Annotated in this window: 17 protein-coding genes; 8 read left to right on the top strand and 9 right to left on the bottom strand. The window is 74.2% G+C overall.

Going from position 1 to position 20,998, the window contains the following annotated elements:
* Position 1: 1 nt before the first annotated feature.
* Together GXP74_RS27835 and GXP74_RS27830 are read right to left on the bottom strand one after the other, a co-directional pair.
* Positions 2 to 541, bottom strand: coding sequence for a GNAT family N-acetyltransferase (locus GXP74_RS27835; RefSeq protein ID WP_182453990.1), 540 nt, complete (start codon positions 539 to 541; stop codon positions 2 to 4).
* A gap of 108 nt (positions 542 to 649) precedes the next feature.
* On the bottom strand, positions 650 to 1,321 hold the full coding sequence (locus GXP74_RS27830) for a DUF4097 family beta strand repeat-containing protein (RefSeq protein WP_182453989.1): 672 nt from the start codon (positions 1,319 to 1,321) through the stop codon (positions 650 to 652).
* 305 nt (positions 1,322 to 1,626) lie between these two features.
* Here GXP74_RS27830 and GXP74_RS27825 point away from each other — a divergent pair, with 305 nt between their 5' ends.
* The 3 genes from GXP74_RS27825 to GXP74_RS27815 are packed head-to-tail and all read left to right on the top strand — an operon-like array spanning position 1,627 to position 3,812.
* Positions 1,627 to 2,070, top strand: coding sequence for an XRE family transcriptional regulator (locus tag GXP74_RS27825; RefSeq protein WP_182453988.1), 444 nt, complete (start codon positions 1,627 to 1,629; stop codon positions 2,068 to 2,070).
* A 46-nt stretch (positions 2,071 to 2,116) separates the two neighbouring features.
* Positions 2,117 to 2,689 carry a ParH-like protein gene (locus tag GXP74_RS27820; RefSeq protein WP_182453987.1) on the top strand — a complete coding sequence of 191 codons (573 nt, stop codon included), beginning with the start codon at positions 2,117 to 2,119 and terminating at the stop codon, positions 2,687 to 2,689.
* Positions 2,682 to 3,812: an MAB_1171c family putative transporter gene (locus GXP74_RS27815; RefSeq protein ID WP_182453986.1), complete on the top strand. Its 1,131-nt coding sequence runs from the start codon at positions 2,682 to 2,684 to the stop codon at positions 3,810 to 3,812. The genes GXP74_RS27820 and GXP74_RS27815 overlap by 8 nt, the downstream gene beginning before the upstream one ends.
* Here the strand turns inward: GXP74_RS27815 and GXP74_RS27810 are convergent.
* Positions 3,742 to 5,226 carry an NAD(P)/FAD-dependent oxidoreductase gene (locus tag GXP74_RS27810; RefSeq protein WP_182453985.1) on the bottom strand — a complete coding sequence of 495 codons (1,485 nt, stop codon included), beginning with the start codon at positions 5,224 to 5,226 and terminating at the stop codon, positions 3,742 to 3,744. The genes GXP74_RS27815 and GXP74_RS27810 overlap by 71 nt on opposite strands.
* Before the next feature lie 229 nt (positions 5,227 to 5,455).
* Here GXP74_RS27810 and GXP74_RS27805 point away from each other — a divergent pair, with 229 nt between their 5' ends.
* On the top strand, positions 5,456 to 6,295 hold the full coding sequence (locus tag GXP74_RS27805) for a lysozyme (protein ID WP_182453984.1): 840 nt from the start codon (positions 5,456 to 5,458) through the stop codon (positions 6,293 to 6,295).
* Between the two features lie 168 nt (positions 6,296 to 6,463).
* Entirely contained in the window at positions 6,464 to 7,903 is a 1,440-nt protein-coding gene (locus tag GXP74_RS27800; protein ID WP_182453983.1) for an RICIN domain-containing protein, read from the top strand.
* Positions 7,904 to 7,922: 19 nt separating this feature from the next.
* Here the strand turns inward: GXP74_RS27800 and GXP74_RS27795 are convergent, their stop codons facing one another.
* Positions 7,923 to 9,617, bottom strand: coding sequence for an FAD-binding oxidoreductase (locus tag GXP74_RS27795; protein ID WP_182453982.1), 1,695 nt, complete (start codon positions 9,615 to 9,617; stop codon positions 7,923 to 7,925).
* Positions 9,618 to 9,758: 141 nt separating this feature from the next.
* Here GXP74_RS27795 and GXP74_RS27790 point away from each other — a divergent pair, with 141 nt between their 5' ends.
* From GXP74_RS27790 to GXP74_RS27780, 3 genes are all read left to right on the top strand, one after another.
* A complete protein-coding gene (locus GXP74_RS27790) occupies positions 9,759 to 10,472 on the top strand; it encodes a response regulator transcription factor (protein WP_225448240.1) in 714 nt (237 codons plus the stop codon).
* Positions 10,473 to 10,565: 93 nt separating this feature from the next.
* Positions 10,566 to 12,728, top strand: a complete 2,163-nt coding sequence (locus tag GXP74_RS27785) for an ATP-binding protein (RefSeq protein WP_182453981.1) — start codon at positions 10,566 to 10,568, stop codon at positions 12,726 to 12,728.
* 136 nt (positions 12,729 to 12,864) lie between these two features.
* Positions 12,865 to 13,062: a hypothetical protein gene (locus GXP74_RS27780; protein WP_182453980.1), complete on the top strand. Its 198-nt coding sequence runs from the start codon at positions 12,865 to 12,867 to the stop codon at positions 13,060 to 13,062.
* A 96-nt stretch (positions 13,063 to 13,158) separates the two neighbouring features.
* On the opposite strand, the gene GXP74_RS27775 is transcribed toward GXP74_RS27780, so the two are convergent.
* Genes GXP74_RS27775 through asnB form a run of 5 tightly spaced genes read right to left on the bottom strand, consistent with a single transcriptional unit; the run spans position 13,159 to position 20,878 of the window.
* A complete protein-coding gene (locus GXP74_RS27775) occupies positions 13,159 to 15,123 on the bottom strand; it encodes a multicopper oxidase family protein (RefSeq protein WP_182453979.1) in 1,965 nt (654 codons plus the stop codon).
* Positions 15,120 to 16,544 (bottom strand): MFS transporter, encoded by a 1,425-nt coding sequence (locus GXP74_RS27770; protein WP_182453978.1) that lies wholly within the window; start codon positions 16,542 to 16,544, stop codon positions 15,120 to 15,122. Before GXP74_RS27770 ends, GXP74_RS27775 begins: the two co-directional genes overlap by 4 nt.
* Positions 16,541 to 17,980: a dihydroorotase family protein gene (locus tag GXP74_RS27765; protein WP_182453977.1), complete on the bottom strand. Its 1,440-nt coding sequence runs from the start codon at positions 17,978 to 17,980 to the stop codon at positions 16,541 to 16,543. The genes GXP74_RS27770 and GXP74_RS27765 overlap by 4 nt, the downstream gene beginning before the upstream one ends.
* Positions 17,970 to 19,022 carry a PrpF domain-containing protein gene (locus GXP74_RS27760; RefSeq protein ID WP_182453976.1) on the bottom strand — a complete coding sequence of 351 codons (1,053 nt, stop codon included), beginning with the start codon at positions 19,020 to 19,022 and terminating at the stop codon, positions 17,970 to 17,972. The genes GXP74_RS27765 and GXP74_RS27760 overlap by 11 nt, the downstream gene beginning before the upstream one ends.
* Positions 19,019 to 20,878, bottom strand: coding sequence for an asparagine synthase (glutamine-hydrolyzing) (asnB, locus tag GXP74_RS27755; protein WP_182453975.1), 1,860 nt, complete (start codon positions 20,876 to 20,878; stop codon positions 19,019 to 19,021). The genes GXP74_RS27760 and asnB overlap by 4 nt, the downstream gene beginning before the upstream one ends.
* Positions 20,879 to 20,998: the final 120 nt, after the last annotated feature.

Below are 20,998 nucleotides of genomic sequence, written 5' to 3'. Positions count from 1 at the left end.
CCTAGGACCGGCCCCAGCGGAACGCGTCGTACCCCATGATGTGCACCTGCTGCGCCGGGTCCAGGGCGTAGGGGACGACCTTGCCGGTGTCGCTGAAGCCGATCCGCCGGTAGAAGCCCCGGGCGTGCTCGTTGTCCTCGTGCACGCCCAGGGTGAGCCAGGCGGCGTCGGTCCTGGTGCGCGCCCAGTCGATCCCGGCGGCCATCAGCCGTCGCGCGAGCCCGGCCCGGCCGCCGCGATGGGCCGCCGCCACGTAGACACCGTGCACGTGCGCGTAGCCGGGGAGCAGCTCCAGCGGACCGGCGCCGGTCATGCCCACCCAGTGGCCGTCCTCGGTGGTGGCGACGAAGGTCGCGGCGGTCGGCGACTCGGCCTCGTGCGCGGCGCGCCGCCGCCACACGGAGTCGTCCTCGGCCGCCGCGTCGGCGTAGCGGGTACTGAAGGCGGTCGGCGCCTCCCGCAGCGCGTTCAGCCGCAGCTCGCGCAGCTCGCGCCACTCCTCGGAGGCGACCCGGCGGATCGCGTAGGCCACGGTGTTCATGCTCGGTTCCTCCGGTCGGGCTCCTCGAAGTCCGGGGATGGAGCGGGATCGCACGGACGCCTCGGAGTTTAGGGGGTGCCCGCCTCGCCGAGGGCGGGGGCTGCCCGGTCACAGGCTGCGGGCGGTGATGTCGCCGTGGCCGGTGGTGGCGTGGATGGCCAGGGCGGGGTTGGCGCCCTCGGTGTTCATCAGGGCGTTGTGGATCCGGCCGTGGCCGGTTCCGGCGTCCAGGGAGGCGGAGGTGCCGGGGGCGGCGCCGATGGTCACGTCGCCGCTCTGGGTCTTCAGTACGACGGTGCCGTGGGTGGCCTCGGTGATCCGGATGTCGCCGCGGGCGGTGGTGATCCGGGCGGGGCCGCCCAGGCGGCCGACCTCGACGCTGCCGTCGACCGCGGTCAGTTGCAACGCGGCGGTCTCGTCGATCTTGATCTGGCGGTAGGCGCCCTCGACCAGGACGTCGCCCAGGCGGCCGACGCCGCGGAACTCGGCGGTGGCGCTCCTGGCCTCGACCCGGGATCCGGCGGGCAGTTGGACGGTGACCTCCAGCGCGCCGGAGGGGCCGAAGTACTGGTTCCCGGGCTCGGCGGTGCGGATCCGCAGCACACCGTCGGTGAACTCGACCGTGGTCCGCTCGGCCGCCCTCACGTCGCGGCTCCTGGCCGGGTCGGCGGGCCGGACCTCGACCGTGGTGTCCGCCCGGTCGGCGGCGATGACCTGGATCCGCCCGGCGGCGACGTCCAGCACGGTGCGGATCGCGGCGGGGGTCTGGAACTTCTGCATGATGCTCTCCGGGGTTCGCTGCTCGTTGTTTCCGACAACAGAAACGCTACGTTGCTTTCCAGTTCATGGCAACGTCTTCATTGCGCTGCTGATGTATAGCTACAGGTCAGAGCGTAGAAAGTGTTGCAACGGCTTGAAATTCAACGCAACGGAATGAGGCCAGTCATTGCAATGAGTGAGAGTGAACGCTGTCCCGGCCGCAGCTGACTGTCCGTCAACTATGGCCTGGCGGAATGACGTTCCGGGTCGGCGCGGTTGAGGTACGCTGTGTCCCCGCAATGTGACGGCTTGCGGGGAGAGGTGCCATGCAGGAAGCGGAGCCGCAGGTGTCGTCCCTGGCACGGAAGATCGACCGGTTGTTCGAGGTCGTCCGCCGGGCCAACCGGGAACCCTTCAGCAACGAGGAGGTCGCCCGGGCCTGCCGTGACGCCAGTGGTGAGAGCTTCTCCACGACGTACCTGTGGCAGTTGCGCACGGGACGCCGGGATAACCCCACCAAGCGTCACCTGGAGGCGCTGGCCGCCTTCTTCCAGGTGCCCGCGGCCTACTTCTTCGACGACGGCCAAGCAGCCGAGATCGCCGACCAGTTGGAGCTGCTCGGGGCCCTGCGGGACGCCGGTGTGCGGAGTGTGGCGCTGCGGGCGGTCGCGCTCTCACCGGAGGCCCTTGACACTGTCAGCGACCTGATCGACATAATCGGGCGGCGCGAGGCGCAGCGCGGTGGGACTCCGCGGGACTCCACGGAGTGACCCGTCGCTGTCGGACTCGGTATCGGTCGGCCGGGAGGTGGCGTTCGTGCGAGCGAACAGGGAGTACCGTCGGCTCACCGCCCGTTGTCGACATGCCGCCGGTGCCCTGCCCCTGCCGCGGCCCTTCGAACTCCAGCGGTTCATCCAGCTGCTGGCGGCCGACCGGGGGCGCCCGATCACGGTCCTCCCGATACCGGCGCGCCCGAACGGACCCTGCGGGCTGCTCGCGGCCACCGACGAGGTCGACTACATCCTCTACGCGGCCGACACCTCGCCCATGCACCAGCAGCACATCCTGCTGCACGAGATCGCCCACCTGCTCTGCGAACACCACCGCCGCCCGGCGGCCGAGGACGCCCCGGGCGATGCCCCGTTCGCGGCCCTGCTGCCGCGGCTGCCCCAGGAACTGGTGAGCCGGGTCCTCGGCCGGAGCGGCTACTCCGAGCCGCAGGAGCGGGAGGCGGAGCTGCTGGCCACGCTCATCCAGTGCCGGGTCGACCAGGACGCCGCGCTGCCGTCCGTCCGCGACACCCGGCACCCCGCGTTGCGCTCCCTGCTCGGAGTCGGAGTCGGAGTCGGAGTCGGAGTCGGGGAACGCGGGAGCCGAAGGCGTGAGTGACGCCCTCGTCTACCTCTCCGCGCTGATGGTCGGCGTGCTCGGCCTCTCCCGGCTCGTCCTGGTCAGGCACGACGGCGTGATCCCGGCGGTACGGCACGGCACCACGTTCGCGCTGACGCAGGCGGCGGCCATGGTCGTGGCCGCACCGGAGTCGATCGCGCTGATCGGCCGCCGCGGCCCGTTCCCCAACGCGCCGGTGCTCATCGGCGACCTGCTGCGGCTCACCGCGGCCGGCTCGCTGCTGCTGCTCGCCGACCACGTCCCGGCCGCCGGACGCACCCGGAGCGGATGGCCCCGAGCCGTCGCCGCGCTGGTCCGGCCACCGCTCGGGCGACTGGTCCTCCCGGTGGCGGTGCTGCTGTTCCTGTGCGCGCGCACCGGCGAACTCCACGGCGCCGAGACCGCCACCGGCGACGCCCACCGGCTGCTGCTCGCCGGGTACGACCTCACGGTGATGCTGTACACCTGCTGCTGCCTGGCGGTGCTGGCCGCCGCACTGCGCCGGTGCGCCCGCGAACTCGATGACGGACTGCTGCGGCGGGGGGTGACGCTGCTGCGGGTCAGCGTCCTGGTGGGGACGGCCTGGGCGGCCTGGGGGACCGACGACGTGGTCGACGTGCTGCGCGGCGGCATCCAGCAGGGCGGGGAGGACCCGGTCTCCGCGGTCCTCGGCCTGGCCTGCGTCAGCGTCGCGGTCCTCGGCGCCACGGTCAGCCTCTGGAGCCCGGTGACCCGGGCCGTGAGCGGCTGGCTCGCCGACTACCGCCGGTACCGGGCGCTGGGCCCGCTGTGGCAGACGCTGCACCGCCAGCTGCCGCAGATCGCGCTGCGCACCCCGTCGCGCTGGCGCGCCTGGCTGCCGCCGCTCTACGCCCACTTCGCGCTCTACCGCCGGATCATCGAGATCCACGACGCCCAACTCGTGCTGCGCACCGCCGCCGACGGCGCCACCGCCGGGCCCGCCCCGGCGCCGGGCTCCGGCCCGGGCAGCGCCGACCTGCGGCTGGAGGCCGAGACCCTGCTGCGAGGACCGGCGCTCCCGGCCGCGCCTGCTACCCGAGCGGCGGTACCGGCCCCAGCTCCGGCACGGTCCTCAGGCCGAACTCCCGGCGGAGCGCGCTGAGCGCGGCGAGGTGGCCCGACATGCCGTGCACCCCCGGTCCGGGGGGTGTCGCCGCCGAGCACAGGTAGACCCCGGGCAGCGGGGTGGGGTACGGATCGAGCCGGGGCGTGGGGCGCAGCAGCGACTGCCGGAGCGTCATGGCGCCCGCGCCGATGTCGCCCCCGACGTAGTTGGGGTTGTACGCCTCGTACGCCCGCGCGCTGATGCCCCGGGCGGCCAGGACCGTGTCGCGGAAGCCGGGGGCGAACTCCTCGATCCGGGCCGTGACCCGCTCCACCGGGTCGGTCCCGTCGCCGTTGGGTACGTGGGCGTAGGCCCACACCGGGCGTCGCCCCGGCCGGGCCCGGCCGGGGTCGGCCACGGCGGGGTCCACGACCAGGACGAACGGCGCGCCGCCGACGTCCCCCCGGGCGGTGGCGGACTCCTGGCGGTGGACCTCGCGCTGGGTGCCCCCCAGGTGCACGGTGGCCGCCGACCGCAGCTCCTGGTCCGGCCACGGGATCGGCTCGGACACCAGGAAGTCGACCTTCGCGGCGGCCGGTGCGTAGCGGTAGCGGCCGAGCGCGCGCGCATAGCGCGGGGGCAGCCGGGCCCCGCCGATCCGCAGGAACTCCTTCGGGCCGAGGTCCAGCAACACGACCCGGGCCGGGGGGAGTTCGCGCAGGTCGTCGACGCGGCAGCCGGTGTGCGACCGGCCGCCCCGCGCGGTGATCTCCGCAGCCAGGGCCTGGGCGATCGCGGCGCTTCCGCCGCGCGGCACCGGCCAGCCGGGGCCGTGCGCGAGGTGTCCGAGCAGCAGCGCCACGGCGGCGCCGGGCAGGCTCGGCAGCGGGCCCACCGCGTGCGCGGCCACGCCGGCCAGCAGCGCGCGGGCCGGCTCCTCGGCGAACTGGTGGGTGGCCAGGGGCGTTCCGTGGGCGAGCGCGCCACGGGCCAGCAGCAGCGGAGTGGCCAGGTCGCGTGGCAGGGCGCGGCCGCCGTGCATGATCAGCCGGACGACGGCGTCGCTGTGGTCCAGCAGCGGGCGCATCAGCCGCCGCCAGTGCGGGCCGTCCCGGCCGAGCGAGGCACAGGTGGCGTCGAGGTCGCGGTGGGCCAGGCCGACCCGCCCGTCCGGCAGCGGATGCCCGTAGCTGACCGGCGGGCTGAGCAGTTCCACGCCGCGCGCGGCGAGGTCGAACGCGCGGAAGAACGGCGAGACCGGGGCCAGCGGGTGCACCGCCGCGCACAGGTCGTGGTGGACGTCGCTGTCGAAGAGGGCCTCGGTGCGCAGGCCCCCGCCGATCGTGTCGCGGGCCTCGAAGAGTTCGACCCGCAGTCCGGCCCGGGCCAGGGTGACCGCGGCGGCCAGGCCGTTGGGGCCCGTTCCGACCACGACCGCGTCGGTGGCCCCCGGGTGGTGGGAACGGTGCACGGGGACCTCCGGGACTGTGGGGCGGCCGACCCGGCCGACGGGGTACGGAGACGACGAGCTACGGAGACGACGGGGTACGGAGACTCAGTCAACCACTGGGCGCCGGCTCGCGGTGGCGGGCGCTCCGGGCCCTCTTGTGCGGTCGCGCCGGTGGCCGCATCCTTTAGCTCGCACCCGGCGGGACTCCGCCGCGTGCCACTCCTGCCCCGTTCACGCCCCGGAGACATCGATGATACTGAATTGTCATGTACATGGCTTACGTCGTGCCGCCTCGGTCGCCGCCGCTCTGGCTCTGGCACTGCTCGGCGCCACCGCGGCCACCCCCGCGCAGGCCGCCGCCAACCCGGTCACCCATCCGCGACTCGACTGGGCCGGTTCGCAGTTCGCCAAGCACGTACCGGTCCACCGGGCCGGCACGCCGCTGCTGATCAGCCCGAACGTGAGCGGGGTGCTCGGCCTGGACGTGAGCGGCTACCAGGGCGACGTCAACTGGTCCGCCGTCGCCGCGGACGGCGCGCAGTTCGCCTACGTGAAGGCGACCGAGTCCACCACCTACACCAACCCGTACTTCAGCCAGCAGTACGAGGGCTCCTACGACGCCGGGATCATCCGCGGCGCGTACCACTTCGCCACCCCGGACACCTCCAGCGGCGCGGCCCAGGCCGACTACTTCGTCGCCAACGGCGGCGGGTGGTCCGGCGACGGGAAGACCCTGCCGGGGATGCTCGACCTCGAATGGAACCCCTACGGCGCGGACTGCTACGGACTCTCGCAGTCCGCGATGGTCGACTGGATCCTCTCCTTCAGCGACCAGTACGAGTCGCTGACCGGGCGCTGGCCGGTCATCTACACCGCGACCAGCTGGTGGAGCGAGTGCACCGGCGACCTGGGTGACTTCTCCTCCACCAACCCGCTGGCCCTCGCCGACTACAACGGCTCCCCGGGCACCATGCCGTACGCCTGGTCGTACCAGACCATCTGGCAGTACGCCGACTCCGGCACCTTCCCCGGCGACCAGGACGCGTTCAACGGCAGCTACAGCCGCCTCCAGTCCCTCGCCACCGGCTGACCGCGGCCCCGACCAGGTCCCCCGCGTGCCGGACTTCCGCCAGGAGGAGGCCGCTCCCCGGCCGAGCTGATTTCGGACAGCGGTTCTCGGCCAACCGGCGGCGGTGCCGGGCAGTTGGAACCAGCAGGGTGGTCCCGTACACGCCAACCGCTGGTCTACGGTTGCCGGGTGAGCCTTTGGACCTCCCTCGAACCAGCGTCCCTGACCATCGACGCGGGCAGTACCGCCACCGTGCGGTTGCGCGTGCGCAACACCAGCGACGTCGTCGACGAGTACCGCTTCTCGATCGTCGGCGAGCTCGCGCCGTACGCCACCGTGGAGCCGCCGGTGCTGCGGCTCTACCCGGGGACCACCGGGGCCGTCGAGCTCACCTTCGCGCCGCCGCGCACCCCGGACGCCACCGCCGGGCCGAACCCGTACGCGGTGCAGATCATCCCCACCGAGCACCCCGAGGCGACCACCGTCCCGGAGGGCAGTGTCACCATCACGCCGTTCACCGAGCTGCGGGCCGAGCTGGTCCCGCACACCGTCAAGGGCCGTTTCCGGGGCAGGCCCAGGCTGGCCATCGACAACCTGGGCAACACCGAGCTGAACGCCTTCCTCACCGGCAACGACACCGGCGACCAGCTCGCCTACGAGATCCACCCCGCCAACGTGCAGATCGAGCCCGGCCGCGCGGCCTTCGTCCGGGCACGGCTGAAGCCCCGGCAGATCATCTGGTTCGGCAGCAAGCAGCGGCGCCCGTACAGCCTGGCGGTGCGGCGCTCCGGGCAGACCCCGCTCACGGTGGAGGGCATGTACGTCCAGGGCGGGGTGCTGCCGCGCTGGCTGGCCACCCTGTTCAGCATCGGGCTGGTCCTCGTGATCGGCTTCGTCGCGCTCTGGTTCGGGCACCAGCCGACCGTCGCCACCCAGACCACCGCGCTCGAACAGCAGTCCGCGCCGGTGGTCGTCCCCACGACCGCGGCCCCGCCGCCCGCGCCGCCGCCCACCCCGGCGGCGGCGCGGACCCAGGCCGCGCCCACCACCGCCGCGGCCGACCCGAACCCGACCCCGGCCGCGGGCGCCGCCCCGACCGCCGGCTCGGGCGGCGCGCCCGCTCCGGCCCAGCCCACCCACGGAAGCGGCGGGGGCGGCGGGGGCGGCGGCGCACCGGCGACGACCGCCCCGGCCCAGCCCAGCAACCCGGCGGTGGAGATCGTCGGCCTGGCCTCGAACCGGTGCGTCACGGTGACCAACGGCGTGGCGCCGGGCGGCAAGGACGGCGAGCCGCTGGAGCTGTGGGACTGCGGCCGGGCTGTCTGGCAGCAGTGGACCTTCGACATCAGCGGAGCGCCGCTCTACCGGGGCACGATCCACTCGCTGGGCCTGTGCATGGACGTGGCCGGGGCGAACACCGCCGACGGCACCACCGTCCAGCTGGCCAACTGCAGCGGCGACGCGGCCCAGGTGTGGACGCTGAACACGCAGACCGGTGACCTGGTGAGCATCCTGGCCAACAAGTGCGTGGACGCGACGAACACCGGGACCGGCAACGGGACCAGGCTACAGCTGTGGGACTGCAACGGCGGCGGCAACCAGAAGTGGCACACCCAGCCGCTGTCCTGACCCCGCCCCGGACCGCCGCTCAGCCGCCGCCGGGCGCGGGCTCGATCGCCAGCGCGTGGCGGAACACGCCGCGCGGGTCCCAGTGGGCCTTGATCCGTTGCAGGCGTGGGTAGTTCTGCTTGTAGTACAGCGTGTGCCAGGGCGTTCCCGAGGTGTTCCAGGCCGGGTCGGCCAGGTCGGCGTCGGGGTAGTTGATGTACGAGCCGTCGCTGACCTCGCCCGGCACCGGCACGCCGCCGGTGTCCCGGTACACCTCGCGGTAGAACTCCCGGATCCAGGCGAGGTTGGCCGCGTCGTCGCTCTCGTCGGCCCAGGTGGTGTGGAAGACGGCCTTCATCACCGCGTCGCGCTGGGCGATCGCGGTGGCCTCCGGCGGTACCGTCCCCACCCGGCCGCCGTAGCCCACCAGCAGCATGCCGCCGGTCGGGCCGCCGGTGCGGTTCGTCAGGTTCCGGTAGATGGCCGCCAGTTGCCCGTCGGTGAAGGAACGGCGCAGGTAACCGGCCTTCTCCTTGTAGCGGCGGGTGACCACGTCGCCGTTCTCGCCGCTGCCCGGCCAGGTCGTCGGATGCAGCCAGGGGAAGGTGCGTCGGCCTTCGAGGCTCGGGGTGACGCCGGTACCGGCGGTCACCGCGGCGACGAACTCGGTCACCATCCGGTCCGCGCCCGGGAGGCCGGCGTCGATCTGCACCGTCATCCGGAAGCCCCCGGCGCTGCGGTGGGCCGGGACCAGGATCGCGTACAGGCCCAGGTACGGCGAGTCGGGCGCGCTGTTGCGCTCGTGCCAGACCCCGAAGTTGCGCAGCAGGGTGGTGAACACCCGCTCGGTCATCCGCGCGTCCCAGGACCAGCCGACCAGGCATTCCAGCAGCTCGCGGGGTGCGGCCGGGAGGAGGCGGGCCGGGTCGGCGCCGGTGGCGTCCGGTGCGCGCAGCCAGTACCGGGTGACCACGCCGAAGTTGCCGCCGCCACCGCCGGTATGGGCCCACCACAGGTCGTGGTTCGGGTCGTCCGGCTCCCGGGTGGCCCGCACCGCGCGGACCGAGCCGTCCCGGTCGACCACCACCACCTCCACCCCGTGGAGGTGGTCCACCAGCGAACCGTACCGGCGCGAGAGCGGCCCGTAGCCGCCGCCCACGAAGTGGCCGCCCGCGCCCACCCCCGGGCAGCCGCCCGCCGGTACGGTGACGCCCCAGCCCTTGAACAGCGTCCGGTACACGTGGCCCAGGGTCGCCCCCGGCTGCACCGAGAACGCCCGGAGCCCCGGGTCGTAGCCGACCGCGTCCATCGGCGACAGGTCGAGCAGCATCCGCACCGACGGGTTGGCGGTGAAGTCCTCGAAGCAGTGGCCGCCGCTGCGGGCCGCGGGCCGCCGCCCGGACCGCACGGCGTCGGCGACCGCGCGCACCACCTGCCCGGTGGAGCCGAGCACCCGGACCTCGTCCGGTCGGCCGACGAAGCGGAAGTTGTCGCCGCGCAGCAGGGACTGGTACCGGGTGTCGGCCGGGCGCACGGTCACCGGTCCGAAGGCCGTGGGCTCCGGCGGACCGGCGCGGATGACGTCGGCGGCACTGGCCGCACTGGCGGTACTGGCGGTACTGGTCAGCGCGGCGGCCGGGCCGGTGGTGAGCAGGCCGGTCAGCGCGGTGGTCGCGCCGCCGACCGCGGTGAGCAGCCCGCGCCGGTTCAGCGAGCCGGGGGAGTCGGTGGTCATGGCAGCAGCATGGGCTCCGCCGGTCCGCCGACCCGGAAGGCAGGCCGCCCGGGCGGGCCGTTCCCCCGTTCGGGAGCAGTCGTGGCGGGCCGGTCGGCCGGTTGCCCAGGGTGACCGTTCGACTACGTCTAGTATGGGCCCGTGGAGCGTGACGGAGTTCAGCGCGGGGACGGAGTGGTGCGGGTGGTCGTCGTCGACGACCACCCGCTGTTCCGGGAGGGTCTGCGGGCGGCGTTGGAGAGCACCGAGGACATCCAGGTGGTGGCCGAGGCCGAGACGGTCGCCGCGGCGCTCGCGGTCGTCGCCGAGCAGCGGCCGGACGTGGTGGTGATGGACCTCTCGCTGCCCGACGCCTCCGGCATCGAGGCCACCCGGCGGCTGGCCGAGAACCACCCCGGGCTGCCGGTGCTGATGCTGACCATGTCCGACGACGACGCCAGCCTGCTCGGCGCGCTCCAGGCGGGCGCCCGGGGCTACCTGGTCAAGGGCGCCGGTCGGGACGAGGTGCTGCACGCGGTCCGCACCGCCGCCTACGGCGGGGCGGTCTTCGGCCGCGACGTCGCCGCCCGGATCTCCGGCCTGCTCGCGGGCGGACGCCGCCTGGACGCCGAGCGGCTGTTCCCGGCACTGACGACGCGCGAGGTCGAGGTGCTGGAACTGGTCGCCCGGGGCATGGACAACCGGCGGATCTCCCGCGAGCTCTACCTGGCGGAGAAGACCGTCCGCAACCACATCTCGCACATCTTCGACAAGCTCAGGGTCACCACCAGGGCCGAGGCCGTGGCCCGGGCGCGGGACGTCGGCCTGGGCGACCGGGACGCCCACGACCGGGGCGCCCAGGGACGCGACGGGTAGCCACGGGACCGCCGCCCCATGCGCCCGGGACAGCGGGCGGCGCACCCTGGAGGGCTCACGGAAAGCGGAACCCCTTCGGCCGGGAAGGCGACCATGAGCGCACTCCAACCAGCGCCCGCCCGCGTCGGACGCCGGATGCTGCCGGTGTACGCCGCGTGCGCCCTCGCGCTCGCCGCCTGTGTGGTCTGGATGGCCCTCGGCTTCACCGACCTGGGCGGGCCCCGGCTCGCGGTGGTGGACTTCGTACCGTTCGGCTCGCGGATGCTGTTCTCGCTGGGCTGCGCGGTCTGCGGCGCGTTCATCGTCGCCCACCCCTCCGGCGGCCCGGTCGGCGGCATGCTGGTCGTGGTCGGTACCGGTGACCTGGTGGGGCAGGCCGGACCCCCGGCCGCCGCCGCGTTCGGGGCCGGCTACGGGGTACGGCTGGCGGTGGTCGGCGCCGCCGTGCTCGGCTCGATGCTCTACACCTTCCTGTTCTACGCGTTCCCGCTGTGGCTGCCCACCGGGCGGCTGCCCGACGGCCGCTGGGCGCGGGTCCTGGTGGTGCTGATCGCCCTGTGGAGCGTCGCCGAGGCCTACGACGAGAACGCCGGGAGTGAGTCCTGGTACGGCATGCCCTCCCCGTTCACCGGCGCGCCCTGGAGCGGTCCCTACGCCGCGATCGACGCGGTGGTGGCGCCCGTGGTGAACTACGTGCCGCTCGGCATCACCGTGCTGACCTTCACGGTGATGCTGGTCCGCTGGCAGCGCGGGCAGCAGGGGTGGCTGCCGCCGTCACGGCCGTACGCCGCGCCGGGGGAGTCACCGCAGCGGACCGGCTGGCTCGGGCGGATCCGGGGACCGATGCTGCTGCTGACCCCCTTCCTGCTGTGGAAGATGGTGGTCTCGCTCCAGTACGTGCAGATCACCGTGGCGCCCACGCCGCTGCTGGTGCTCTACTACGTCGCGGTGCTGCTGTGGCCGGTCGGCCTGGGCCTGGTCTTCATCCCCGACCGCTCCGGCCACCTGGACCGGGCCAGCCGCCGGACGCTGGCGGTGCTGGTGGTGCTGACCGGGCTGGTCGTCGCCTACCTCGCGCTCAGCCTGCTGATCTTCCGGCTGGTGCCGGGCTCCCGCACGCCCGGCGCGCTGGTCATGGTCGTCGTCTCGCTGCTGATCGGCCTGCTGATGCGGACCACCGGGAGCCGCGCGGTGCGCCTGGTCGACCGCTCCTACTACGGCGAGCGCGCCCAGCCGTACCGGGTGGTGCGGGAGCTCGCGGAGCGGCTGAGCCACGCGGTGAGCCCGGCCGACGCGCCGAGGCTGCTCTGCGAGACCGTCGTCGACACGCTCCGCTTCCCGGCCGCCCGGGTGCTGCTGAGCACCAGCGGCGGCCCCCGGGAGGCCGCCGCGCTGGGCGAGGCGCCGAGCGGGCCCTGGCACCGGTTCGAGCTCTCCTACGAGGGCACCTCGATCGGCCTGCTGGAGGCCGCCTCGCGTGGCCGGGAGAGCGCGCTCGACCAGCAGGACCACGACGTGCTGCGGTTCCTCGCCGACCAGGCCGCCCCCGCGGTCGCCTCGCTGCGGCTGTACGAGGACCTCCAGGCCAGCCGCGAGCGGATCGTGCTCGCCCGGGAGGAGACCCGCCGTCGGCTCCGCCGCGACCTGCACGACGGGCTCGCCCCGGCCCTCGCCGGGCTGCGCCTCCAGGTCGACACGGTCTGTGCCGCGCTGCCGCAGGACCAGGCCGTCGGGCGACGGCTGGGATCGGTGTCGCAGGGCATCGCGGACGCCATCACCGAGCTGCGCCGGATCACCGACGGGCTGGCCCCCGGGATCCTGGACCGGGGCGGACTGGACGGTTCGCTGCGCCAGCTCGCCGGGCAGCTGACCGGCTCCCGGCTGGAGATCGAGGCGCTCTGCGAACCGGATCCGCTGCCGCCGCTGCCGGCGGCGGTCGAGGTCGCGGTCTACCGGATCGCGGCCGAGGCGCTGCACAACGTGGTCCGGCACGCCGGGGCCCGGCACGCCCGGCTGCGGGTGCGGGTGGACCAGGGCGCGGTGACCGCCGAGATCAGCGACGACGGGAGGGGGATGGACGACCGGAACGGCGGCCCGAGCGGGTCGCCGGGGTCGGCCGGGGGCGGCGTGGGGCTGCACTCGATGGCGGAGCGGGCGGCCGAGCTCGGCGGCACGCTCACGCTGCTCGGCAACCCGCTCGCGGACGGCCGGGGACTGCTGGTCCGGGCGGTCATTCCGGTCCACGACCCGGAGTGACCCGCCCGTTCATGGGACAATTCAGGGCGTTGTACCCATGTGCCCGGGACCCTGGTCGGCGCAGATTGGTTGGTGCCGGAGAGATCCAGGCGGCCCCGGGAACCGGGGCACACGAGAGACAGACAGGAGCGAGCAGATGTCCGACAACACCGCAAGCTCATCGAGCCTGGCCCGGATCGGAGGGCTGGCTGCCGCAGCCATCGCCCTCGGCGCCGGTGCCGTCGCCGCGGTGAGCGGAGCACGTGCGAAGCAGGACGGGCCCGAGGCGGCCGGTACCAGCGGGTCCGACCACTGCCCGGGGCCCTGCCACCCCGAGGAGCCGACACCCGAATGAGGTGACCTGAGGCGCGCGCCCCACCGACGAGACCTCGTCGGTGGGGCGCGCGGCGTCGTCCGGCTCAGAGACCGCCCGGCTCACCTTCCGCCCGGCTCACATGCTGCCCATGCCAGTGGTGCCGGTGGTGCTGGTGATGCCGGTACCCCCGCTCATACCGCCGCCCATGCCGCCGCCCATGCCGCCGCCCATACCCCTGCCGACGTCCATGACGGCTCCCGGCATCACCGCGAACTGCCGCATCATCCCGGCGTCCTCGTGCTCCAGGATGTGGCAGTGGTACATGTACCGCCCGGCCGCGCCGCGGAACTGGCCCGCGACCGTCACCGACGTCCCGGGCGGGATCCGCATCACGTCCTTCCAGCCGGTCAGCGACGGGTCGATGGGCAGTGCGGCCAGGTGCGCGACCGGCTTGCCGGTGGCCGTGCCGCCGAGCGCGGCATCGAACTCGCCGGTGTCGTACGCGTCGATGGACAGCGGCTGGAAGCGGATCAGATGGATGTGGATGGGGTGCAGGATCCCGCTCAGGTTGAGGATCTGCCACACCTCCCACTCGTCCATCCGCGCGCGCCAGTTGAGCTGGTCGTCGAAGTGCCGGGCGACCCGCTGGTAGGTGGTGGTGACCCCGGTCGGGCCGGTGACCTGGATGATGCCGTCCAGCACCTGTCCGGGGGCGGTCGGCGCCTCGGTGGCGGGCACCTCCTGGAGCTCCCACAGCCCCAGCGTGCCGTCCGGGTCGGCGGCCAGCCCGAGCACCCGTTGCACCGGGTCGGCCGGGAGCCGCTGCTCGGTGAGCCGGTAGTAGGACGGCGAGAGCGTCTCCGGCAGCCGGAAGCCGTGCCCCGAGGCCACGGTGTCCCGCTCCTCGCCCGACTTCCCCGGTTCCAGCTCGCGCAGCAGCGGCACCAGGTCGTGCAGCCGCTCCGCGCGGACCCGGAACTGCATCACGTCCGGCTCCGGCAGCCGGTCGGCGGGCAGCGGGTCGCCCGGCTTGACCCCGGGCGGCAGCGGGTCGCCCCGGAACGGCGCCTGCGCGGAGTTGACCAGCCGCAGGCTGCTGCCCCGGAACGCGCCGAAGTCGACCAGCACGTCCGCGCGTTCGGCGGGCGCGAGGGTCAGTCCGGCGGAACCGACCGGCAGCGGGGCGCCCAGCAGGCCGCTGTCCGTGCCGATCTGCCACACGGCCCCGGCGGTGACCTGGTTGTCCTTCTCGTCCAGCAGGTGCAGCCGGTAGGTACGGGAGTTGGACGCGTTGAGCAGCCGGAACCGGTACCACCCGGGGCGGACCTCCAGGTACGGCCAGATCCGGCCGTTGACCAGGGTGTACGGGCCGAGGAAGGGCAGCGTCCCGGTGGTCTTGTGCAGCAGTTGGCCGGTGAGCGCGCCGTTGGCGTCGGTGGCCAGGTTGCGGTCGCAGACGATCAGCGGGATCTCGTGCTCGCCGTCCGGGAGCCCGAGCTTGTCCTCCTCCTCGTCGCGCAGCAGGTACATCCCGACCAGCCCGGCGAAGACGTTCAGGCTGGTGATGTTCATCGCGTGGTCGTGGTACCAGAGGGTCATCGCCGGTTGCCGGTTCGGGTACTCGGCGAGCTGGGAGTCCCCGGTCAGCAGGGCGTTCTCCATCCAGCCGTCGTTGCCGCCGCCGGTGACCGCGCCGTGCAGGTGGGTGTCCAGCCAGGCGGGCAGCCCGGTGGTGCCGGGGACCGGCTGCGCGGCGCCGATGCCCGGGTCGTTCATCGCCAGGGACGGGTTGCCGGGCGCGTCGGCCAGGTACGCGTTGACGGCGGGGTAGGGCGTGGTCACCTCGTTGGTCCAGGTGACCCTGATCCGCTGGTCGCGGTGGACGTCGAGGACCGGGCCGGGAAAGTCGCCCCCGTAGGTCCACAGCGCGGTGGGCGGCAGTTGCGTGTGCAGCCGCAGCTCGGCGGCGACGGTGCGGATCGTGAAGGACGGCAGCGGGTCGGCGGGGTCGGCGCGCAGCCGCTTCGGGATGGGCAGCGGGTCGACGAACTTGGTGAGGGTGGTGGTGGTCGGTTCGGTGGTGAGTTGTCGGGTGGTCACGATGCCTCCTCGGGCTCGGTCGCTGTGCTCGGTCCGGTCGCGGTTCCCCCCTGCTCGGTCGGTCGCCGCGCGGGTGGTGCCGTGGACGCTCGGGTGCCGCGGGTCGCGATGATCTTCAGCATGCGGGGCGCCAGGGGCGCGGCGGCCAACGCCGCGCCGAGCAGGCACACGCCACTCCAGCCGGTGCGGGCGTAGAGGTCGGCGGAGAGCACCGAACCGGTGGCGCCGCCGACGAAATAGCAGGTCATATACGCGGTGGTGACCCTGCTGTGGGTGGTCGCCGGGAGCAGCGCGTAGATCTGCTGCTGGTTGGCGGTCTGCACGCCGCGCAGCCCGAGGTCGAGCAGCACGGCCCCGGCGGCCAGTGCCGTCGGCTGTCCCCGGCCCAGCGCGAGGACCCCGAACGAGGCGGCCATCAGCGCGCTGAAGCCGAAGGCCGCCGACCGCGCGTGCCCCCGGTCGCACCACCTGCCCACCGGCTGCGCGAACAGCACCCCGGCCAGCCCGGCCAGCCCGAACAGCCCGATCGCGGCCTCGCCGTAGTGGAACGGTGGCGCGGACAGCAGGTACGCGCACGGCGTCCAGAACGCGGAGAACGCGGCGAAGGCCAGGAAGCCGTGCCCGCAGCGCCGCCGGAGCAGCGGCTGACGCCACATCAGGGAGCCTGTCCCGGAAAGCAGTTGTCCGTAGCCGTGGATCCCCGCGCGGAGCGCCCCGGGCCTTCGCCGACCGGGTCGCCGCAGCCGCACCGGATGTCCCGAGCCGGGCAGCACGAGCTGGACCAGTAGCGCCGCGCCCGCCAGCAGCACCGCCGCCGCCGCGTACACCGCCCGCCAGCCCGCGAGCTCGGCCAGCGTCCCGGCGAAGACCCGGGCCAGCAGGATGCCCGCGGTCAACCCGCCCATCACCGTGCCCACCGCCCGGCCGCGCCCGGCCCCGCTCGCCCCGGCGGCGGTCAGCGCCACCAGTACCTGGGCCGCGCTGCCGGTCAGGCCGAGCACGGCCACGGCCGCCGCCAGCACCGGCAGGGTCGGCGCGAGCGCGGCCAGCGCCGCCGCCGGTGCGGCCAGCAGCATCAGGACCACGGCCAGCCGCTTCCGGTCCCGCACGTCACCCAGCGGGACCAGCAGCAACAGACCGACGGCATAGCCGATCTGACCAGCTGTCACGATAGCGGCGGCACTCGGCCGACCGATGCCGAAGGCCGCCGCCAGTGCCGGTAGCAGCGGCTGCGCGTAGTAGATCCCGGCCACACTGACCCCGCAGGCGACCGCTGTCGCGCCGAGCACGGCCCGGCGCGGGTCGCGTCTGCGGTGCCGCCCGCGTCGCCCGCGGCTGCCGCCCCCGGGCCCGGGAGCGGGGCCCGCGTGGTCACGGGCCCCGGCCAGGTCGTCCGTCCCCACCGCCTGGCCCGGAGTCACGGCTGCCGCCGCTCGGCCGCCGGTTGGAGCGCGTCCGCGTGCAGCCAGCGGCCGTCCGCGGCGCCGAAGCTCTCGCCGCCGTCGGGGTCCAGGGCGTACACCGTCTCGCCCCGGCGGGCGGTGAGCAGCACCCGGCCGGTCATCGTCCAGCCCTCGTAGGCGGACCAGCCGCACTTGGACTGGACGTCGCCGGGCCCGAACATCCACCGCTGGTCGGCGTCGAAGAGGACGAAGTCGGCGTCCAGGCCCGGTCGCAGCTGTCCCTTCTGCCGGTCGAGGCCGAAGAGCTCGGCCGGGCGGGTGGCCAGCAGCCTTACCAGGCTCTGGAGTTGCGTGTCGGTGTCGGTGCCCGGCGCGCGGCGGCGCAGGCCGGTGTGGACGGCGGTCGCCATCTCCTGCACCCCGGGCAGGCCGGGCGGCGCGTCGGCGGGCGGGCGCAGCTTCTCGGTCCGGGTGTGCGGCGCGTGGTCGCTGCCCAGCGTCGCGGCCTGGCCGTCGAGCACGGCCTGCCAGAGGCGTTCCTGGTCGCGGCCCTCCCGGATCGCCGGACTGAGCCGGACCCGTGCGCCCAGATGCTCCGCGTCCCGTGTGGTGAACGACAGGTGATGCGGCGTCACCTCGAAGGTCACCGGCAGCCCGGCGTGTCCGGCGGCGGTGAGCAGGTCGGCCTCCTCGGCGGTGGAGACGTGCAGCACGTGCACCGCCGTCCCGTGCCGTTGGACCAGCTCCAGCACCCGCGCCACGGCGGAGATCGCTCCGCTGCGCGGGCGGTGCCGCTCGTACTCCGCGTACGCCGTGGGTTCTCCGCGCCAGCGGTCGAGCAGCGCGAAGACGCCGTCGTCCTCGGCGTGCAGCAGCAGCCGCAGGCCCGCCTCCTTCGCGGTGCGGAACACCCGTTCCAGAGCGGCGGGTTCGCGCACCACATGCGGCGCGGTGTGGTGTCCGGCGAGGAACACCTTCACACTGGTCGCCTCGCGCGGCCCGGCCTCCAGCAGTGGTGACGGATCGTCACCGGCCACCCCCAGGTGGAAGCGGAAGTCCACCAGCGACCGTCCGGTGATCAACTCGGCCTTGCGGTGCGTGTCCTGGGGGGTGAGCAGCGGCGGCACGGTGTTCGGCATGTCGATGACGGTGGTCACCCCGCCCGCGACGGCGGCCCGGCCGGCGTGCGCCCAGTCCTCCTTGTGGGTCAGCCCCGGCGTGCGGAAGTGCACGTGGGAGTCGATCAGGCCGGGCAGCAGGTGGCGTCCGCCGCCGTCCAGGTAGCGGACGGCGGGCGGGCGCTCGCCCGGCCCGAGCAGCCGGGCGATCCGCCCGTCCGCGACCGCGATCCCGCCCGGGGCCACCCCCTCGGCGGTGACCAGCCGCACCCCGTGCACCACCAGCTGGTACCGCCGCTCGGCGCCCCGCTCGTCGGACTTCCGGTCAGCGAACATCGTCGGCCTCCAGTTCCAGCAGTTCCATCCGGCCCAGCGTCCGGGCCTTCTTGCCGCCCACGCTGACCCACAGCAGTTCGTCGTCCGGGCTCTCGCCGGTCGCCGCGCAGGCGGCCGCCACCTGACCTGACGGAATGTCAATCAGCACGTCCCCGGGGGACAGTGGCCTGCCGTGCGCGCGCAGCAGCCGGTACGGGACGGTGCCCTCCAGCGCGGACGCCGCCGCCAGGCAGACCGCGCCGGTCAGCGCCAGTCCGGGGTGCCAGCCGCCGACCGTCAGCGCCCGCACCGCCAGCCGTCCCGGCGCCACCGGTACCACGGCCGCGACCTTCGGGAACGCCCCGTCCGGCCGCCAGCCCAGGCGGGCCGCCTGCTCCCGCCGCATGCCCTCCAGCGCCGCGTACAGGTCCCGTTGCTCGCCCCGGAACAGCTGCTCGGCGGTGCGTACGCCGAACCTGGACGCGTCGACGAACAGGTAGGGGTTGGCCATCCGCACCACCCGGCCGCCGTCGCGCAGCAGTTGGCCCAGCGTGGTGCCCGGGGGCGCCACGAAGTGGGCGGTGAAGACGACGTTGTCGTCCCCCGGTCCGGGCGGTGTCCCGTCCACCTGGCAGACCACCTGGTCGCCGTTGTTGAGCACCCGCGCGCGGATCCGGTCGCCGGGGCGCAGCCGGGGCAGCCACCCCGCCTCCGCCGCGGCGGTGACGGCCGCGAGCAGCGAGTGCCCGCAGTTGCCGGTCGCGTCGAAGTGGTCCACCGCGTCCGGCATCGCCTGGACGAAGCGGTAGTCCACATCGAAGAGCGGGTGGGCGGAGGGCGCGATCAGCGCCCACTTGAGGACCTCCGCGCCGCCGGGCCCGCCGAGGCCGTCCAGCCCGCCGTCCGCCTGGCGCTCGCGCAGCCGCAGCCGGATCCGGGTGAGCTCGGCCTCCAGCGCGGCCTCGTCGGTCGGCAGCGCGTTCAGGTCCAGCACCAGCGTGGGGCCGGGCGCTCCGGCCGCCCGCGCCAGCAGCGCGAAGCCGCTGCGCACCATCGTGGTCATGACGCCACCTCCAGCAGGACCCGGTCCCGGGTCCCGGTCGCACCGGTCGTCCCGGTGACCTCGGTACGGGCGCGGGTGCGGGTCACCGCGAACTCCTCGCGCCACAGTTCGAACATCAGCAGTGACCAGACGGCCAGGGCCAGGCAGTCGGCCGGGCGCGCCCGCTGCGCGGACAGCAGCCGGTACACGGCGTCCGGGTCGAGCAGCCCACCGGCCCGCAGCCGGGCGGGGGACAGCATCTCCTGCGCGTACGCCGCCAGCGGTGTCCCGGCCGCGAGCATCGCCGTGATCGGCAGCGTGAACGGCTGCTTGGGCCGCTCCAGCACGCTGCGCGGCAGCAGCCCGCGCGCCGCCTCGTACAGCGCGACCTTGCCGCGCCCGTCCCGCAGCCGCTGCTCGGCGGGCAGCGCGCGGGCCAGCCCGCTCACCGACCGCTGGCAGAACGGCAGCCGCACCTCGACCGCGTGCGCCATGCTCAGGTGGTCGACGCGCCGCAGGTGGTACGCGGGCAGCCGGACCTCGGTCTCGAAGTCCGAGAGCACGTCCAGCCGGGGCCGGTGCGCGGCGTCCGCGCGCAGCCGCTCGGCGATCGCGTCCGAGGCACTGCCCCGCGCCGCGACGAACGCCCGGTACTCCCGGCTGTAGAGGCGCTCCCTGGCCTCCTTCGGGATCGCCGCGAGCGCGTCCACGTACGCCGGGATCCATGGCCCCGGCGCGGCGACGGCCGCGTGCACCCGCCCGTACCCGGCGAACACCTCGTCCGCCGCGTCCCCGGTCAGCGCCACCTTGAACCCGGCCCGGTGCACCGCCTCGAACAGCGCGTAGGTGCTGAGCGTGATCGGGTCGGCGTTGGGCTGGCCCAGGTGCCAGGCGACCGGGGGCAGCAGTTCGGGGAAGTCCGCGATGTCCAGCTCCACCTGGTGGTGCACGGTGCCCGCGCGCTGGGCCACCTCAAGGGCGAAGTGCCGTTCGTCGTGCGGCCAGGTGCCGGTGTAGGCGATGTTGAACGAGTGCACGTCCGCCTTCTGCCGCGCCATCAGCGCGGTCACCAGGCTGGAGTCGAGCCCGCCGCTGGTGATCGCGCAGACCTCGGCGTCCGCGCTCAGCAGCCGGCCCACCTCGCTCGTCAGCGCCTCGCGCACCTGCTCGCCCGGCTCCTGGCCGTCGGCCGCGGCGGCCCGCGGCTCGGGCTCGCGCCGGTGCAGCCGCAGGCCGCCGCTGCGCGAGCAGAGCGCGGTGGTCCCGGGCGGCAGTACCCGCACCCCCTCGAAGAAGGTCTCCTCACCGAAGGGCGTCTTGGTCGCCAGGTAGCTGTCCAGGGCCGGCTCCCACAGCCGCGGCTTGTCCTTGCCCAGGCCGAGCAGCGCCAGCAGCGCCGGGAGTTCGGAGGCGAAGCGGAGCTGCCGCCCGTCCCAGTGGTAGTAGATCGGCTTCATCCCGGCGTCGTCCGTGGCCAGCACCATGGTCGGCTCCGCGCGCAGGTCGACCAGCGCGATGGCGAACATGCCGTCCAACTGCTCGGCGAAGGCCGCCCCGTACACCTCGTACAGGGCCGGGAGCACGGCACCGTCGCACTGGTCCGGGAAGTGGTGGCCGCGTCCCTCCAGCCGGGTGCGCAGGTCGGCGTGGTTGTAGATCTCTCCGTTGAAGACCGCCCTGATCCGACCGCCGCCCAGGTCGTAGGGCTGGCGCCCGCCGTCGGGGTCGGTGATCGCCAGCCGCTGGCTGCCCAGCCCCCAGCGGGGACCGGACGCGACCCGGCTGTCGTCCGGGCCGCCGTGCCGCTGTAGCGCCCCGGCGGCGCGCAGTTCGTGCGGAGAGGCGTCGGCGTCGAAATGACCGTGGATTCTGCACATGGCAGCAGGCCTTCCCTGAGGTGGTCGCGGTGCGGAAGGGGACTTCGTCCCGATCCGGCCCGCGTTTCCGATGCCTCAAAGCTCCCCGGCCCGCTGTCCCGGCCGCCTGAGCCCGCGGTC

Source organism: Streptacidiphilus sp. P02-A3a, from assembly GCF_014084105.1.
In the GTDB taxonomy this organism is placed as follows: Bacteria; Actinomycetota; Actinomycetes; order Streptomycetales; family Streptomycetaceae; genus Streptacidiphilus.
Note: the sequence above shows the minus strand (reverse complement) of the source record. Positions and strands in the feature narration are given on the sequence as shown.

Coding starts and splice junctions, on each gene's coding strand:
- GXP74_RS27835 (WP_182453990.1), bottom strand. CDS start 541: ATGAACACCGTGGCCTACGCGATCCGCCGGGTCGCCTCCGAGGAGTGG.
- GXP74_RS27830 (WP_182453989.1), bottom strand. CDS start 1,321: ATGCAGAAGTTCCAGACCCCCGCCGCGATCCGCACCGTGCTGGACGTC.
- GXP74_RS27825 (WP_182453988.1), top strand. CDS start 1,627: ATGCAGGAAGCGGAGCCGCAGGTGTCGTCCCTGGCACGGAAGATCGAC.
- GXP74_RS27805 (WP_182453984.1), top strand. CDS start 5,456: ATGATACTGAATTGTCATGTACATGGCTTACGTCGTGCCGCCTCGGTC.
- GXP74_RS27795 (WP_182453982.1), bottom strand. CDS start 9,617: ATGACCACCGACTCCCCCGGCTCGCTGAACCGGCGCGGGCTGCTCACC.
- GXP74_RS27785 (WP_182453981.1), top strand. CDS start 10,566: ATGAGCGCACTCCAACCAGCGCCCGCCCGCGTCGGACGCCGGATGCTG.
- GXP74_RS27780 (WP_182453980.1), top strand. CDS start 12,865: ATGTCCGACAACACCGCAAGCTCATCGAGCCTGGCCCGGATCGGAGGG.
- GXP74_RS27765 (WP_182453977.1), bottom strand. CDS start 17,980: ATGTTCGCTGACCGGAAGTCCGACGAGCGGGGCGCCGAGCGGCGGTAC.
- GXP74_RS27760 (WP_182453976.1), bottom strand. CDS start 19,022: ATGACCACGATGGTGCGCAGCGGCTTCGCGCTGCTGGCGCGGGCGGCC.
- asnB (WP_182453975.1), bottom strand. CDS start 20,878: ATGTGCAGAATCCACGGTCATTTCGACGCCGACGCCTCTCCGCACGAA.